At 65.8% G+C, this 15,702-nt stretch carries 13 protein-coding genes; 8 read left to right on the top strand and 5 right to left on the bottom strand.

Translation table 11 applies throughout. The features are described from left to right. Positions 1 to 68 precede the first annotated feature (68 nt). The 3 genes from WKW79_RS15815 to WKW79_RS15805 all read right to left on the bottom strand — a co-directional run bounded on the left by WKW79_RS15815 (position 69) and on the right by WKW79_RS15805 (position 4,597). Entirely contained in the window at positions 69 to 1,283 is a 1,215-nt protein-coding gene (locus WKW79_RS15815; protein WP_340336127.1) for a DesA family fatty acid desaturase, read from the bottom strand. Positions 1,284 to 1,423: 140 nt separating this feature from the next. Further along, positions 1,424 to 2,695, bottom strand: coding sequence for an RsmB/NOP family class I SAM-dependent RNA methyltransferase (locus WKW79_RS15810; protein WP_340336126.1), 1,272 nt, complete (start codon positions 2,693 to 2,695; stop codon positions 1,424 to 1,426). Positions 2,696 to 2,740: 45 nt separating this feature from the next. Further along, positions 2,741 to 4,597, bottom strand: coding sequence for a M48 family metallopeptidase (locus WKW79_RS15805; RefSeq protein WP_340336125.1), 1,857 nt, complete (start codon positions 4,595 to 4,597; stop codon positions 2,741 to 2,743). A 19-nt stretch (positions 4,598 to 4,616) separates the two neighbouring features. Here WKW79_RS15805 and WKW79_RS15800 point away from each other — a divergent pair, with 19 nt between their 5' ends. Then, on the top strand, positions 4,617 to 4,853 hold the full coding sequence (locus WKW79_RS15800; protein ID WP_340336124.1) for a DUF1653 domain-containing protein: 237 nt from the start codon (positions 4,617 to 4,619) through the stop codon (positions 4,851 to 4,853). A gap of 132 nt (positions 4,854 to 4,985) precedes the next feature. Here WKW79_RS15800 and purN read toward each other — a convergent pair whose 3' ends face one another. Next, positions 4,986 to 5,570: a phosphoribosylglycinamide formyltransferase gene (gene purN / locus WKW79_RS15795; protein WP_340336123.1), complete on the bottom strand. Its 585-nt coding sequence runs from the start codon at positions 5,568 to 5,570 to the stop codon at positions 4,986 to 4,988. Between the two features lie 163 nt (positions 5,571 to 5,733). Here purN and WKW79_RS15790 point away from each other — a divergent pair, with 163 nt between their 5' ends. From WKW79_RS15790 to WKW79_RS15765, 6 genes are all read left to right on the top strand, one after another. After that, entirely contained in the window at positions 5,734 to 6,915 is a 1,182-nt protein-coding gene (locus WKW79_RS15790) for an acyl-CoA dehydrogenase family protein (protein WP_340336122.1), read from the top strand. A 13-nt stretch (positions 6,916 to 6,928) separates the two neighbouring features. Continuing rightward, a complete protein-coding gene (locus tag WKW79_RS15785; RefSeq protein WP_340336121.1) occupies positions 6,929 to 8,044 on the top strand; it encodes an acyl-CoA dehydrogenase family protein in 1,116 nt (371 codons plus the stop codon). A gap of 347 nt (positions 8,045 to 8,391) precedes the next feature. Further along, a complete protein-coding gene (locus WKW79_RS15780) occupies positions 8,392 to 8,928 on the top strand; it encodes a fimbrial protein (protein WP_340336120.1) in 537 nt (178 codons plus the stop codon). Between the two features lie 154 nt (positions 8,929 to 9,082). Further along, positions 9,083 to 9,799, top strand: coding sequence for a fimbrial biogenesis chaperone (locus WKW79_RS15775; RefSeq protein ID WP_340336119.1), 717 nt, complete (start codon positions 9,083 to 9,085; stop codon positions 9,797 to 9,799). A gap of 167 nt (positions 9,800 to 9,966) precedes the next feature. Beyond that, positions 9,967 to 12,627, top strand: coding sequence for a fimbria/pilus outer membrane usher protein (locus tag WKW79_RS15770; protein WP_340336118.1), 2,661 nt, complete (start codon positions 9,967 to 9,969; stop codon positions 12,625 to 12,627). A 5-nt stretch (positions 12,628 to 12,632) separates the two neighbouring features. Continuing rightward, the gene (locus tag WKW79_RS15765) at positions 12,633 to 13,934 is read left to right on the top strand and encodes a fimbrial protein (RefSeq protein WP_340336117.1); all 1,302 of its coding nucleotides are present in this window, start codon (positions 12,633 to 12,635) and stop codon (positions 13,932 to 13,934) included. On the opposite strand, the gene WKW79_RS15760 is transcribed toward WKW79_RS15765, so the two are convergent. Then, complete coding sequence (locus tag WKW79_RS15760; protein ID WP_340336116.1) at positions 13,935 to 14,492, bottom strand: HNH endonuclease; 558 nt, start codon at positions 14,490 to 14,492, stop codon at positions 13,935 to 13,937. It abuts the gene before it with no gap. 172 nt (positions 14,493 to 14,664) lie between these two features. On the opposite strand from WKW79_RS15760, the gene WKW79_RS15755 reads away from it, so the two are divergent. Continuing rightward, the gene (locus WKW79_RS15755) at positions 14,665 to 15,675 is read left to right on the top strand and encodes a bifunctional riboflavin kinase/FAD synthetase (RefSeq protein ID WP_340336115.1); all 1,011 of its coding nucleotides are present in this window, start codon (positions 14,665 to 14,667) and stop codon (positions 15,673 to 15,675) included. Positions 15,676 to 15,702 lie beyond the last annotated feature (27 nt).

Genomic DNA, 15,702 nt, shown 5'->3' with positions numbered 1-15,702 from the left:
TTTGTCTTGAGGGGCAGCGACCGAGGCCGCTTGCCATTCAGGTTTCGCTCGCGTCGTCCGCGCGCTGATCAACCGCGCGCAGCGCGCAGGCGAATCGAGAATTCCTGCAGCGCCGCGATACCGCTGGCTTCCGCGCGACGGCACCAGCCGGCCAGGTCGGCCGCCAGTTGCTCGCGCGACTGCGTGGTGTTGAGCCACAGTTGGCGCAGTTCCTCGCGCATCGTGACCATCTTGTCGATCACGGGAGACGCAGCACGGGCCTGAACCAGGTTGGGACGGGCTTCCGCCGGCACCTTGTCGTCGTCGCGATGCAACCAACGGTTGGCCGCCTTGAGCACCGACAGGTCGGCGCCCTTGGCCTTGAGCTGGGCCAGTTCCTCGTTGACCGTGCGGCGCATCTGGCTGGCGTAGCCGGCCATGACTTCGTAGCGGTTGGCGATGACGGCCTCGAGCGTCTTCTCGTCGGCCACGGGCTGGATGTCGCCCATCAGCATCTTCGGCGGCACCTTCTTGACCTTGGCCCAGCCGATCTTCTGCATGGCCTGGATGTAGATCCAGCCGATGTCGAACTCGTACTTCTTGACCGAGAACTTGGCCGAGGTCGGATAGGTGTGGTGGTTGTTGTGCAGCTCTTCGCCGCCGATCAGCAAGCCCCAGGGCGAGATGTTGCGGCTGGCGTCGGGCGCCTCGAAGTTGCGATAGCCCCAGTAGTGGCCGATGCCGTTGATGACGCCGGCAGCCGTGACCGGGATCCAGAGCATCTGGACGGCCCACACGGCCATGCCGAGCGCGCCGAAGAGCGCCAGGTTCAGCACCAGCATCAGGCCGACGCCTTGCCAGCTGTAGCGGCTGTAGAGGTTGCGTTCGATCCAGTCGTCCGGCGTGCCATGGCCGTAGCGCTCGATGGTTTCCTTGTTCTTTGATTCGGCGCGATACAACTCGGCGCCGCGCCAGAACACTTCGTCGATGCCCTTGACCTGCGGGCTGTGCGGATCGTCCACGGTTTCGCACTTCGCGTGGTGCTTGCGGTGAATGGCGACCCATTCCTTCGTCACCATGCCGGTGCCGATCCACAGCCAGAAGCGGAAGAAATGCGACGGGATCGGACCCAGATCCATGGCGCGATGGGTTTGCGTGCGGTGCAGGAAGATGGTGACCGCTGCAATGGTGATGTGCGTGGTGGCGAGCGTGTACAACACGATTTGCCACCATGTGAGGTCCCACAATCCGTGTCCGAGCCAGTCGATGGCCGCGCTCAGAACGGCAGAGTCAGGAAGCATCATTGAATCAGTTACTCCGTAGCCGCACGAAGGTGCAGCTTGCTTGGTAGCCTTCGATTTTAAGGGTTTGTGCCCAAAAAGGGAGCTAAATCCTTGATTTACCGCATGGTTCCGGCATCTTTGGGTTTACTTCCCTAACACAATTACTTACGTTCCCACACCGCCGCGAAGAAGCCGTCCGTCGAATGCAGGTGCGGCCAGAGGCGCAGGTAGCGCAGGCCGGAATCGCCGCCGGCGCACAGATTGGCCGCGTTTTCCACCTTGAGACTGGTCAACAGTTCGCCCGCTTCCCGCACCTCGAAATCCGGGTTGGCGGCCGAAAACGCCTCGGCGATGGCCTCGTTTTCCTCGGGCAAGACGCTGCAGGTGGCATAAATCAGCCGGCCGCCCGGCTTGAGCAGCCGCGCGGCGCTTTGCAGGATGGCCGCCTGCTTGACCGTCAACTCGGCCACCGACTTGGCCGATTGGCGCCATTTGAGGTCGGGGTTGCGGCGCAGCGTGCCGAGGCCGGAGCAAGGCGCGTCGACCAGCACGCGGTCGATCTTGCCGGCCAGGCGCTTGATGCGGTCGTCGCGCTCGTGCGCAATGGCGGCGGGGTGGACGTTCGACAGCTTGCTGCGCGCCAGGCGCGGCTTCAACGCGTCGAGGCGATGCGCCGAGACGTCGAAGGCATAGAGCCGCCCGGTGTTGCGCATGGATGCGCCGATGGCCAGCGTCTTGCCGCCGGCGCCGGCGCAGAAGTCCACGACCATCTCGCCACGGTGCGCGTCGAGCAGCAGTGCGAGCAACTGGGAACCTTCGTCCTGCACTTCCACGGCACCGCGGGCAAAGGCGTCGACCTTGTTGATGGCCGGCTTGCCGTCGATGCGCAGGCCCCAGGGGGAAAAGGGCGTGGGCTTGGCCGGAATGCCGGCCAGCTTGAGTTCCTTCTGCACGTCGGCGCGCTTGTCGTTGAGCATGTTGACGCGCAGGTCCAGCGGCGCGGGCTGCTGGAGGCTTTGCACCAGCGGCCAGAAGCCGTCGCCGAGTTGCGCCTTCAGCGGACTCACCAGCCACTCCGGCAGGTTATGGCGATGGCGTTCGAGCAGGTCCGCCTCGTTGACCGCGTCGCAGTTGTCGAGCCAGCGCTTCTCGGTGTCGTTGAGCGCGCTTTTCAGGAAGTCGCGCGGCCCGTGGAAGCCGAGGATGGCCATGCGACGCTCCTTCGGCCCGCTGCCCGAAGGCGACAGGTGGTCGAACAGTTGCTTCTTGCGCAGCACGGTGTAGACGGTCTCGGCCAGCGTGGCGCGCTCGCGTGGACCGAACTCGCGGTGCTCGCGGAAGAAGCGCGAGACGACGGCGTCGGCGGGATGATCGAACTTGAGGACGAGGCCGACCAGATCGGCGGTCGCCTCCAACAGGGCTTTGGGGTGCATGGGGCGATTGTCCCATTGCGCCCCATTCGCCCCGGATCTGCGATATCAGAGGCCGCGGGCCCAGACCGGTTCGAAGGCCTGTCGCTCGATCTCGTCTAGCGTGGGTGAATGACCGGCCCAGAGCACCAATGACGTTCCGGGGATGCTGGCCGTGCGCTCCAGCGAGCGACACAGGTCGTAGCGGTCGCCGTCGTCCAAGTCTTCCGGCAGTTGGAGGAACACGATGTAGCAGCGCCGCCAGGGGAACTCGCGCAGGTTCTTGCGCACCACCCAGGCCTTCTGGATCGGCTTGCAGCGCACGAAGTCGGCGCGCAGTTCGCCCAACTCGAAATCGCTGAGGTCGTGCCGCGCGATCTGGCTGAAGTACTGGGTGTCGACGACTTCTTCCCAGGCGCGCTTCTCCGCCTCTTCCGCTTCCTTGCGGCGGGCGCGCCAGTGCTTCAGAGCCATCGCATCATGGTGGCCGCTGTCGGGGTTCTCGAGCAGTCCGACCGCGTGTTGCGCGGCCCACCAGCGGCTCGGGGCGTCAGAGGCGTGCAGGTCCTCGAGCAGTCGCATGCTGCCCGCGCGATCCTGCACCGGCCGCAGCTGGATCAGCCCGCGCAGGGCACCGGCATGGTTCGGCGTGAGCGCGAGTGCGCGTTCGTAGCGGTCGCGCACCGGCACATTGCGGTCGAGCCTGCGTTCCAGGTCGGCCCACTCGACCATTTCGTTGGCGTTGTGGCGCGCAGCGCTGGCTGCCAGTTCCGCCACGCGTTCGCGGATGCGGCCGAGCCAGGCGTGGTGCTGCTTCCAGTCCTCGGCATGGCGACTGCACCATTGGCGGTCGAAATGCGCGATCCAGCGCTCCGGATCGGCGAGGAGGTGCAGCGCTGACTTGCCCGACCAGGACGGTAATTCAGGCCGGCGGTCGAAGGCTTCCAGGCGGTCACGCAGTGCCGGGTGCGTGTCGTCGACGTCACTCACGCGGCTCAGCACATTGCGCAGGGCCTGGCTCGCGAAGGCGGGCGCGGGCGCCTCGGCCATGCGTTCGCGCAGGGCGACGAAGGGGCCGACCACGACATGGTCCTGCGCGGCGCGGGACCAGTGCTCGGCCCAGAAATGATCGGCATACCACTGGCCCTTGATGGCGATCTCGGTCAGTGCATACGCGGCCACCTTGCTGCCCAGCAGCCAGGAGGAGATGCGGTCGGCTTCGTATTCGTCCTGCCGGGCCAGCGCGAAGGTCCGGGCGGCAAAGCGGGGGAAGTACCAGCGGAAGAAGGCCTGCGAGGCCAGCGCCATCACGCCTTCGTCGCGCTGCAGGCTGGCGTCGAGCTTGAGCCAGGACAGGCGGGTGCGGTAGATCCAGGCGCTGAGCCGGCCATGGTTGCCGCGCAGGTGGCCATATTCATGCGCCAGCACTGAAAGCACCCGGCGCCGGTCCAGCGCCATCAGCAAGGGCAGCCCGATGCTGAGGCAGTTGACCGCGCCGCCGAAGATGCCGTAGCGCGGCGTCTGCTGGATGCTGGCGTTGAATTGGTCGTCGACGTAGACCTCGTGGATCGGCGGGCCGCCGATCTTGTGGCGGATGCGATCGAGTGCCTCGAACAGGCCGGGGGCATCCGCGCGCTCCAGGCGCATGCCCTCGGGCGCATCGAAGCGCACCCACAACGCACGCAAGGTGACCCAGAACAGGCCCGCGCCAAAGGCCAGCGCCCACAGGCGGCCGACCTGAAATCTTCCGTGGGCCACCGAGCCGAGCGCCCAGACGAACACCGCAACGGCGAGCAGCAGGCAGGCGATGACCCACAGGTACCCGAGCGACGCGAACAGCGCCACGCCGCGCCGGTAGCGCACACTGTCTTCCGCACTGGCATGCTCGCTCAGTCGGACGAGGTGAATGAAATCTGCCCGTTCCACAAACCGCCTTCACTCAACAATGCAAGACACAGACCTGCCCCCCCTCATCGAAACCCCACCCGGCCGCTACCGCCACTACAAGGGCGGCGAGTACGAGGTCATCGGCACCGTTCGCCACAGCGAAACGCTGGAGCCCCTGACGCTCTATCGCGCCCTCTACGGCAGCCATGGCCTCTGGGTGCGACCGGCGGCGATGTTTGGCGAGACGGTCGAGATCGATGGCGTCACGCAAGCGCGCTTCGCCAGGATTCCATGAAGCAATCGCCGGACGCCCGCCGCTGTGCGGGCGAATCCAGCGGTGGATTGCATGGGGTGCGATCTCGATGTTTCCCGGTCAACACCCGGCGGCCTTCATAGGTCCGCCGGGGGATTGAAACATTCTGTCACATTACCGGCCCGCCAGCCATCCCTCGATCGCGTGAGCGTAGATGCGGTGTTCCTGGGTGAGGACGCGTGCGGCGAGCGTTTCGGCATCGTCGTCCGGCAGGACCGGGACCACGGCCTGCGCGAGGATCGGCCCGTGGTCCAGTTCCGTCGTGACCTGGTGAACGGTCACGCCGGCCACCTTGCAACCGGCCTCGATGGCGCGCCGGTGCGTGTGCAGGCCGGGAAACGCGGGCAGCAAGGATGGGTGGATGTTGATGAGCCGCCCTGCGTAGTGGTTGACGAAGCCCGGCGTGAGGATGCGCATGAAACCGGCGAGCACGATGAGCGCGGGCGAGTGCTTGTCGATTTCGGTCGAGAGCGCGGCGTCGAAATCCTCGCGCGCAGCGAACCCGCGATGGTCCACTGACGCCACGGCGACGCCCAGTTCCTTGGCGACCTGCAAGCCGCCCGCCCCCGGCTTGTTGCTGATCACCGCAGCGACGCGCGCATTGAATCGTTCGGCCCAACGGCCCTGCGCCGCCGCGCGCACGATGGCCGCCATGTTGGAGCCGCCGCCGGAAATCAGGATCACGATGTTCTTCTGCATTGGGCGCGGATTATCCCGGCACGGCATCGGGCAAAAATCCGGACGCCGTCCCGGGCTCTTGTCGCCGCGCGGACACCTCGTCTTCGCACGATCGTGCTAAAACTCCGGCCGGCACGGAGACAGCCGCCCTTCGGTGGCACCGGAAAAATTTAGCGAGGCACGCATGGATTTGAGCTTCACGCCCGAGGAACAGAAGTTCCGCGAGGACATTCGCGCATGGGTCAAGGAAAACCTGCCCAAGGAAACCGCCCACAAGGTGCACAACGCGTTGGAACTGACGCGTGACGACATGCAGAATTGGGCCAAGATCCTTGGCAAGAAGGGCTGGCTCGGCTACGGCTGGCCCACCAAGTTCGGCGGCCCCGGCTGGACCGCGGTGCAGCGGCACCTGTTCGAGGAAGAATGCGCGCTGGCCGGTGCGCCCCGCATCGTCCCCTTCGGCCCGGTGATGGTCGCACCGGTGATCCAGGCCTTTGGCAACGAGGAGCAGCAGAAACGCTTCCTGCCCGGCATCGCCAGCGGCGAAGTCTGGTGGAGCCAGGGCTACAGCGAGCCGGGTTCCGGCTCCGACCTCGCCTCCGTCAAGACCAAGGCCGAGCGCAAGGGCGACAAGTACATCGTCAACGGCCAGAAGACCTGGACCACGCTCGGCCAGCACGGCGACTGGATGTTCAACCTGGTCCGCACAAGCAACGAAGGCAAGCCGCAGACCGGCATCAGTTTCCTGCTGCTCGACATGAAGTCGCCCGGCGTGACGGTGCGCCCGATCAAGCTGATCGACGGCGGCCATGAAGTCAACGAGGTGTTCTTCGACAACGTCGAAGTGCCGGTCGAGAACCTGATCGGCGAGGAGAACAAGGGCTGGACCTATGCCAAGCACCTGCTCTCGCATGAACGCACCAACATCGCCGACGTGAACCGCGCCAAGCGCGAACTGGAGCGCCTGAAGCGCATCGCCAAGCAGGAAGGCGTGTGGGACGACCAGCGCTTCCGCGACGAGATCGCCAAGCTCGAAGTCGACGTCGTCGCGCTAGAGATGATGGTGCTGCGCGTGCTGTCGGCCGCGACCTCGGGCAAGAACTCGCTCGACGTGGCCGGCCTGCTGAAGATCCGCGGCAGCGAGATGCAGCAGCGCTACACCGAACTGATGATGCTGGCCGCCGGCCCCTATGCGTTGCCGCTGATCCGCGAAGCGATGGAAGCGGGCTGGCAAGGCAACTTCCCGGGCGGCCACCCGAACCTGGCGCCGCTGGCGTCGACCTTCTTCAACATGCGCAAGACCACCATCTACGGTGGCAGCAACGAAGTGCAGCGCAACATCGTTGCGCAGACCGTCCTGGGCTGAGGAGAGCAAGACAATGGATTTCAATTTTTCTGACGACCAGGAACAACTGCGCGACGCGGTTCGCAAGTGGGTCGACAAGGGCTATGACTTCGCGCGCCGCAGCGCCACCGAAGCGGCCGGCGGTTTCTCGCGCGACGCGTGGGAAGAGTTGGCCGAGCTCGGGCTGGCTGGCCTGTACATCCCGGAAGACGACGGCGGCATGGGCATGGGCCCGGTCGAAGGCATGGTCGTGATGGAGGAACTGGGCCGCGGCATCGTGCTGGAGCCACTGGCGCAGGCGCTGATCTCGGGCGCCGTGTTGTCCGCCCATGCCGACGAGGCGACGAAGGAAAACTGGCTGCCGCGCATCGCCGGCGGCCAGGCCATCGTGGTGCTGGCCTACCAGGAGCGCAAGGCGCGCTACCGGCTGGACCAGTGCGCGGCGCAAGCGGCCGCTTCTGGCAGCGGCTACACGGTGACCGGCGAGAAGAGCGTCGTGCCGGTGGGCGACGAAGCGGATGCCTACATCGTGCCGGCACAACTCGACGGCAAGATCGCCCTCTTCCTGGTCGAGCGTGCGGCCAGCGGTGTCGAATCGCGCGGCTACGGCCTGCAGGACGGCAGCCGCGGCGCTGAAGTCGTGTTCGACAAGGCAGCCGCCACGCTGATCACCAAGGACGGCCTGGCCGCGCTGGAACATGCAGTGGATGTCGGCATCGCAGCCACCTGCGCTGAAGCCGTCGGCGTGATGGACAAGACCATGGACATCACCGTCGAGTACCTGAACCAGCGCAAGCAGTTCGGCGTGACCATCGGCAGCTTCCAGGCCCTGCGTCACCGCGTCGCAGACATGAAGATGCAGCTCGAACTGGCGCGCTCGATGAGCTACTACGCCACGCTCAAGCTCAACGCCCCGACGGCCGAACGCCGCCAGGCGATGGCGCGCGCCAAGTACCAGCTGGGCGTGGCCATGCGCTTCGTCGGCGCGAACTCGGTGCAACTGCATGGCGGCATCGGCGTGACCGATGAATACATCGGCAGCCATTACTTCCGCAAGTTGACGCAGATGGAGATGAGCTTCGGCGACACGATGCATCACCTGGGCGAGGTGTCGGCACGCATGCAGGACACCGCAGGGGTGTTTGCCTGAGCGCCTGACCCGTCCTTCCCTCACCGTCGCGCCCGACAGTCCTGCACTGTCGGGCGTTTTCATTTCCGCAGGCGCCTGCGTCCAAGGCATCGCCTGCGGCCATTGCAGCCATTTCCCAGGCCGCGCGGGAAGATTCCCAATTGAATTGGCGACCCGTCCTATTTCATTAATTCAATTGCAAATTCCCGTGTGAAATAGTTAACAATTCATCAACAACGGCTGTTCGCAATACTTTTCATCCGAGGGTTTTTACCTATAATTCGCTCCAAGCCAATTCGACAATGCATTCAAATTAAAAAGAATGTCGGCTTGAAGAATTTATTTAACCAACCCTTTAGGAATTGAAAATGCGCAAGACCCTCCTGATTTCCGTCCTCGGCACCACTCTCGCCCTGGTGGCTGGCACCGCTTCAGCCGCCAATGGCACCGTCAATTTCAACGGCGAAGTCGTCGCCAGCACCTGCGCCGTGGCCAACGCCGACGGCACGGGCGCCATCAACGTCACGCTGCCGAAGATCACGGCTTCGCAGTTGAACGGCGGCGAAGGCAAGCGCGCGGGCCAGACCTTGTTCACCATCGACCTGGCCGACTGCGTCCCCGCGTCCGGCCAAGTTGGCGTTCGCTTCGTTGGCAATGCCGCCCAGCTCGACCAGGTTCGCGGCCTGTTCAAGAACACCGGCTCGGCGTCCAATGTCGAGGTCGGCGTCTGGGATCAACTGGACACGCAATTGCGTCCGGCAGAGAACACCGGCGGCTTCACGGCGATCGACACCGGCACGGGCGCCGCGTCGATTCCGCTGAACGCCTATTACGTCTCGACCGGCTCGGCCGTCGGCGCCGGCACGGTGACTTCTTCCGGCAGCTTCGAACTGGAGTACAAGTAAATCAACCCGCCGCCCGGAGTGCATCAAAGCCTCCGGGGCCGGCAAATACCCAAGAGGCCGGCTGCGGCCTCGCCCCCCAATTTCATTTGTTGCGGAGTTCATTCGTCGACAAGCCCCCATCTTTCCACCTCTCTTTTGAAATGGGCGACCTTCCATGATCAAAGTCCTCCGGCGCGCTGCACTGTCCCTGGCACTGGTTGTCGCGGCACTGCCCTCATTTGCCAACATCGTCGTCACCGGCACCCGCGTCATCTATGACGAAGGTGCACGCGAACAAACGGTGCGCATGACGAACCGCGGCACGAGTCCGGTGCTGGTACAGGCCTGGATCGATGAGAACGCCGGCAACAAGAACCCGGAAGACGCCCGCTCCCCATTTCTCATGACCCCCTCGGTCTTTCGCCTGGACGGCGACAAGGGCCAGAGCCTGCGCATCAAGCAGATCGAGTCGAAGATGCCCACCGACAAGGAATCGGTCTACTGGCTCAACATCCTCGAAGTGCCGGTCAAGCCGAAGGCGGAAAACTACCTCCAGATGGCGATCCGCACACGCCTCAAGCTGTTCTACCGGCCCAAGGGCGTGGCGCAGCAGGCGGACGAAGTCGGCAAGCGCCTGACCTGGCGCATGGTGAAGGAGGACGGCAAGACCTTCATCGAAGGCAGCAACCCCACACCGCTGCATGCCTCGCTGACCCAGCTCAAGCTCAAGACCGGTGCGGTCGAGAGCGAACCGGTCGAAGCCGACATGATCGAGCCCTTCGGCAAGCGCCGCTGGCCCGTCGATGTGAAGGGCACGCCGGCCACGCTGAACTTCGGCATCGTCAACGACTACGGCGCCGTGCTTCTGCAAGACGCGACCATCGCCCCCTAAGCCCCCGCCCCTGTCTCCTGCCCCGCGTGCCCATGAACCGGCCACGCCGGCGCAGCCATGCCCACCTGATCGAGGAGTCTCCTTTGAAAGCATGTGTCGTCCCAACCATCGAGCACGCTCGACGCAGCCCCATCGCTGCGGCCGCGCTGGTGCTTGCCTTGGTGGCAATGACACAGGCTTCTCCTGCGGCGGCCGTGTCGGCACCATCGAGCGCCAAGCCCGCGGCCGGCGCGGCGGCCACCGACGATCTCGCCGAGTTCAACAGCGCCTTTGTCAGCGCCGGTGTCGACACCGCACGCTTCGCCGAAGGCAATCCGCTCGACCCGGGCGTCTACTCGGTGGACGTGTATCTCAACGACCGGATGCTCCAGCGCGCGGACATGCAGGTGGTGCTCAGCGACACCGGCCGCAAGCAGATCGTGCTGCCGGCATCCGTGCTGCGCGCGGCCAATGTCAAGGAAGAATTCATCGCAGCCGCTACGGGCACGACGCCCGTCGGCGTGGCCGACACCAATGCCTCGACCGATGAAAGCCCCTCGGCCGATGCCGACACCTCCGCCAAGGGCGCCCCACAGGTCGCCAACGACACGCTTGTCCGCATCGAAGGCCTGGGCGAAGCCGCCAAGGCCACCTTCGACGCCAACGAATACCGCCTCAACCTCAGCCTGCCGCAGATCATGCTGCTCAACCAGCCGCGCGGCTATGTCGATCCCTCGCTCTGGGATGCGGGCAGCTCGGGCCTGCTGGTCAACTATGTGGCCAACGGCTATCACAGCAGCGCCCGCGGCATCACGAACGACAGCGCGTACCTGGGCTTGCGCGCCGGCTTCAACCTGGGGCTCTGGCAGTACCGCAACAACTCGTCGTTGAGCTGGGGCACCCGGCAGGGCGTGACCTTCCAGTCCAACGCCAATTACATCCAGCGCGCATTGCCGAGCATCGGCTCGGTCGTGCGCATGGGCGACAGCTATTCCAGCCCGCGCTTCTCGACTTCCATGCCGATGCGCGGCGTCGTGCTCACCAGCGACGAACGCATGCTGCCCGATTCGCAGCGCGGCTTCGCGCCGGTGGTGCGTGGCGTGGCGCGCAGCAACGCCCGCGTCACCGTGCGCCAGCATGACGCGATCCTCTACGAAACCACCGTCTCAGCCGGCCCCTTCGAAATCACCGACCTCTATCCCACCGGCTACGGCGGCGACCTGAAGGTGACCGTGCTCGAGGCCGACGGCAGCCAGCAAGCCTTCACCGTACCCTATGCGGCCATCCCCGACCTGCTGCGTCCGGGCCATGCCAAGCACGAAGTCGCGATCGGCAAGGTCAAGGACAGCGCGCTCAAGGACGCGCCGTACTTCGCGGAAGCCGTCTACCAGCGCGGCCTGACCAACTCCGTGACCGGCACCGCCGGCGTGCAGGTCGGCAGCAACCGATATGCCTCGGCCATGGGCGGCGTCGCCTTCAACACACCCATCGGCGCCTTCGGCTCCGACCTCACCCTGTCGCATGCCGCGCTCGGCGACGAAGACCGCAATGGCTGGAGCCTGCGCACCTCGTACAGCAAGTACCTCGCGTCCACCGGCACCAACCTCGGCCTGGCGGTCTACCGTTATTCGAGCGGCGGCTTCGCCTCGCTGCGCGACGCGGCCTACCTGCAACAGGCCCGCGACGACGTGGCCGCGATGCCCCTCGAATTCGACAGCACCATCAACCAGCGCCAGAGCTTCCAGCTCTATGCCAGCCAGCCGATCGGCTCGGGCAGCCTCTACGCCTCCGGCTCGGTCAACGACTACTGGGGCGATGCCCAGCGCACCAGCACCTTCCAGGTCGGCTACAGCAATTCGATCGGCAGCGCGAACTACAGCGTCAACCTGGCGCGCACCTACGACCCGATCCGCGGCCAGGCCAGCAACGGCATCAACTTCACCCTCAGCATCCCGCTGGGCAAGGATGCAGGCGCGCCGCAGATGAGCGCCTCGCTCGGCCACACGGCCGACGGCCACAGCACCGCGCAGACCCAGGTCTCCGGCGCGATGCTGGACAACCGCAGCCTGTCGTATTCCGCCTATGCGGCGGCCGGACGCGACAACGCCAGCAACAACGCAAGCGTCGGCGGCAGCCTGGCCAAGACCACCGGCGTGGGAACGCTGCAAGGCACGGCCTCCGCTGCGCGCGGCTTCAAGCAGGCGTCCGCCGGCATGAGCGGCTCGCTGCTGGTCCACGGCGGCGGCGTGACCTTCGGCCAATCGACGGGCGACACCGTCGGCCTGATCGAGGCCAAGGGCGCCAAGGGCGCGACCGTCACCGGTCGCACCAACGTCACCGTGGACGGCAACGGCTACGCCATCGTTCCTTCGCTGTCGTCTTACCGCGAAAACGAGATCGGCCTGGACCCCAAGGGCACCTCCGACGACGTCGAGTTGCTGGAAACCACCCGACGCGTCGCGCCTTATGACGGCGCCGTGGTCAAGCTGCCCTTCGAAACCTCCACCGGCAAGCCCACGCTGCTGGTGCTGGAAAGCGGCGACTCGCGCGTGCCGCTGGGCGCCACTGCCCGCGACGCCAAGGGCCGCGAGCTGGGCGTGGTCGGCGGCGAAGGCCGGTTGCTGTTGCGCGACCTGGCCGACAGCGGCACAGTGCGAGTGAGCTGGGGCACCGACAAGGAGGAACGCCAGTGCAGCATCGACCTGGCCCGCCTCGGCAAGCCCACGAAGGATTCGACGCAGACCGGCGGCATCGAGGTGCATGAATTGCCCTGCGAGCCGACGACCGGCCTGCTGGTCACCGAACCCGCGCGCAAAGGCACTGAGGCCAACGCGGCGCACAAAGGATGAATGCCATGACCGACCTCCGTCTTCGGTCGCCGGGCAGGATGTCCGGCCTGCCCCGGCGCTGGCTCGCCGCGGTTGCGCTGTGTCTCATGGCGTTGGGCGCCGCCTCGTCGGCGCATGCGGGCTGTTCCAAGTACTCGCCCTTCAACGACTTTCCGCTGCTGTTCGACTTCGGCAGCCAGATCGTGATCGACCAGAACACGCCGGTCGGCTCGCCGATCGCGCAAGTCACGATCAGCGGCGACGTGCTGCGCGCGCAGAACGGCGGCTACTTCGGCTACTGCGACAACGCCAGCAATCGCATCAGCTACTGGTGGCTCGAACAGCACTGGTCGCGCAGCGCCAACAACGGCCCGGTCGCGGGCGTGACCTCGCCCACGCCGGGTGGCGGGATGTACGTCATGCAGGACAGCGGCAGCGGCAACCCCTACGGCGACGGCACCGGCAGCGGCACCGTGGGCTACACCACCGAATTGATCAGCGCCGGCGCGCCCGACCAGTCCTTCACCTGGACCACCAGCGGCACGCGCAAGAACATCCCGCCGATGCCGACGCCCATCGTCGGTATCCCGTGCGCGGATGCCAAGGCCTCGACCGGCGCCGCCGCGGGCTACCCCGCCTACACAAGTTGCTCCAACGGCCAGTACCTCTTCAACTGGCGGCAACTGCCCCAGTTCTCGATCCGCGCGACCTTGTACAAGCTGGCGGGCAACCCGCCGGCCGCGGGCGTGCAGTTGCAGAACAACGGCGGCAACGGCTTCAGCCTGTTCTCGGTGATGAACAACGAATCCACGCCGCCGGCCAACAACACGCAGCTGTTCAACCTGGTGCGGCTGCAACTCACGCAGAACACCCGCATCACGATGACGCCTTGCGGCAGCTTCGGCCAGGTCGACGTCAACATGGGCAAGGTTCCGGCAGGAAGCTTTCCCACCGTCGGCCAGCCCGCCAAGGGCGATTCGACCCGCCCGGTGCAGATCACCGCGCAATGTGCGAAGAACACGGCCGTGAACTGGGCCGTCGTTGGACAGGCCGACGGCTACGACAGCACCGGCGCGCAGGGCGTGCTCAAGCTGGACAGCACGGCCAACCCTGCCAAGGGCATCGCCGTGCAACTGCTGCAATCGAACGATGCACCGTTGCCGCTGACGCAGCCGGGCGCGGTGCAATACAAGTGGGTGGGCAGCGGCAGCACCGCGGATGCCAGCGGCAACCTGCAACTGAACTTCAAGGCGCGCTACCTGCGCACCGGCACCGTGACCCCCGGCGTCGCCAACTCGCACGCGACGCTGGTGATCGCGCCGAAGTAGCTACCCGTGCAGCCGCGAGCTGTGCGGCAGGTGCGCCATGAGGAACTCCATCTGGTCCGCCAGGATGCGGCGGTTGCGCAGGATGAAGTCTTCCCACAGGCTCGGCACGTAGGGCGCGTACAGCAGCGGCATGTTGGCCTGCTCGGGCGTGCGGCTGCTCTTGCGGTGGTTGCAGGGCTTGCACGCCGTGACCACGTTCATCCAGACGTCCACGCCCTTCTGCGCGAACGGAATGATGTGCTCGCGCGTCAGGTCTTCCTCGTGGAAGTGGCCTCCGCAGTAGGCGCAGATGTTGCGGTCGCGCGCGAACAGCTTGCTGTTGGTGAGGCCGGGGCGCTGGTTGAAGGGGTTGATGCGCGGCACGCCCTTGGTGCCGATGATGCTGTTGATCACGATCTGCGACTGCAGGCCCGTCCGCGCGTTGTGTCCGCCGCGGAACAACGCGATTTCGCCGCCGGCTTCCCAGCGCACCTCGTCGGCGGCGTAGTGCGTCACCGCCTGTTCGAGCGAAATCCACGATTGGGGCAGCCCTTGGGCTGACAGCTTCAAGACCTTCACCACACACGCCTCCAGAAAGACGGACCACGGAGAGAGACCAGCTACCAGTGCAAGGATCGGGCCGTCACGCGCCGCTTTCGTTGCACTGCGTCACAATATACCGGCTTTATGACAATATGCCCTCTGTAAGCCCATACCGTGGGCGCAGCGTGCTATCAAAAAGATACCAACCATGCAGGTTTTCCGCGGGTTCCGGCATCCCGGCATCGCGCCGGCATGCGCCCTCACCATCGGCAATTTCGACGGCGTGCACCGGGGCCACCAGGCCATGCTCGCGCTGCTGACGACCGAGGCCCGCCATCGCGGGCTGCCGAGTTGCGTGCTGACCTTCGAGCCGCACCCGCGCGACTACTTCGCGGCGCTCACCAAAAAGCCCGAACTCGCGCCCGCCCGGGTGGGCACCTTGCGCGACAAGCTGACCGAATTGGCCGCGTGCGGTGTCGACCAGACGGTGGTGCTGCCCTTCGACGGCCGCCTCGCTGGCCAGACGCCGGATGAATTCGTCGACCGGGTGCTGGTCAATGGCCTGGGCGCGCGCTATGTGCTGGTGGGCGACGACTTCCGTTTCGGCGCCAAGCGCGCCGGCGACTACGCCATGCTCGACGCGGCCGGCGATGCCCGCGGCTTCGACGTGGCCCGCATGCAGAGCTACGAGGTCCACCAGACTCGCGTATCGAGCTCGGCCGTGCGCGAGGCCCTGGGCAAGGGCGACATGGCCCGGGCGCAGGCGCTGCTGGGCCGGCCCTACAGCATCAGCGGTCACGTCGTCCATGGTCGCAAGCTGGGCCGCACATTGGGCTTCCCCACGCTCAACATGCGCTTCAAGCACTGGAAGCCCGCGGCCAACGGCATCTTCGCGGTGCTGGTGCATGGGCTGGTGGATCGGCCGATCCAGGGCGTGGCCAACCTCGGCGTCCGCCCTTCGCTCGATGCCAACGACGTCAACGCCGGCCGGGTGCTGCTGGAGACGCACTGCCTCGAATGGCCTGCGGAGCTGGCCGGCGAAGGGGCCTACGGTAAAATCGTGCGCGTGGAACTGCTGCTCAAACTGCACGACGAATTGCGCTACACCAGCCTCGAGGCCCTGAAAGCGGGCATCGCCAAGGACGGTGACGACGCACGTGCGTTCTTCGCTTCCACCCATCGCCAGACCACGCGCGACCGAATTCAGAGCGGAGCCTGATCCGCCGCGTGCGGCGCGCGCCTCCAT

Source organism: Variovorax robiniae (genome assembly GCF_037889955.1).
Taxonomy (GTDB): Bacteria; Pseudomonadota; Gammaproteobacteria; order Burkholderiales; family Burkholderiaceae_C; genus Variovorax; species Variovorax robiniae.
Note: the sequence above shows the minus strand (reverse complement) of the source record. Positions and strands in the feature narration are given on the sequence as shown.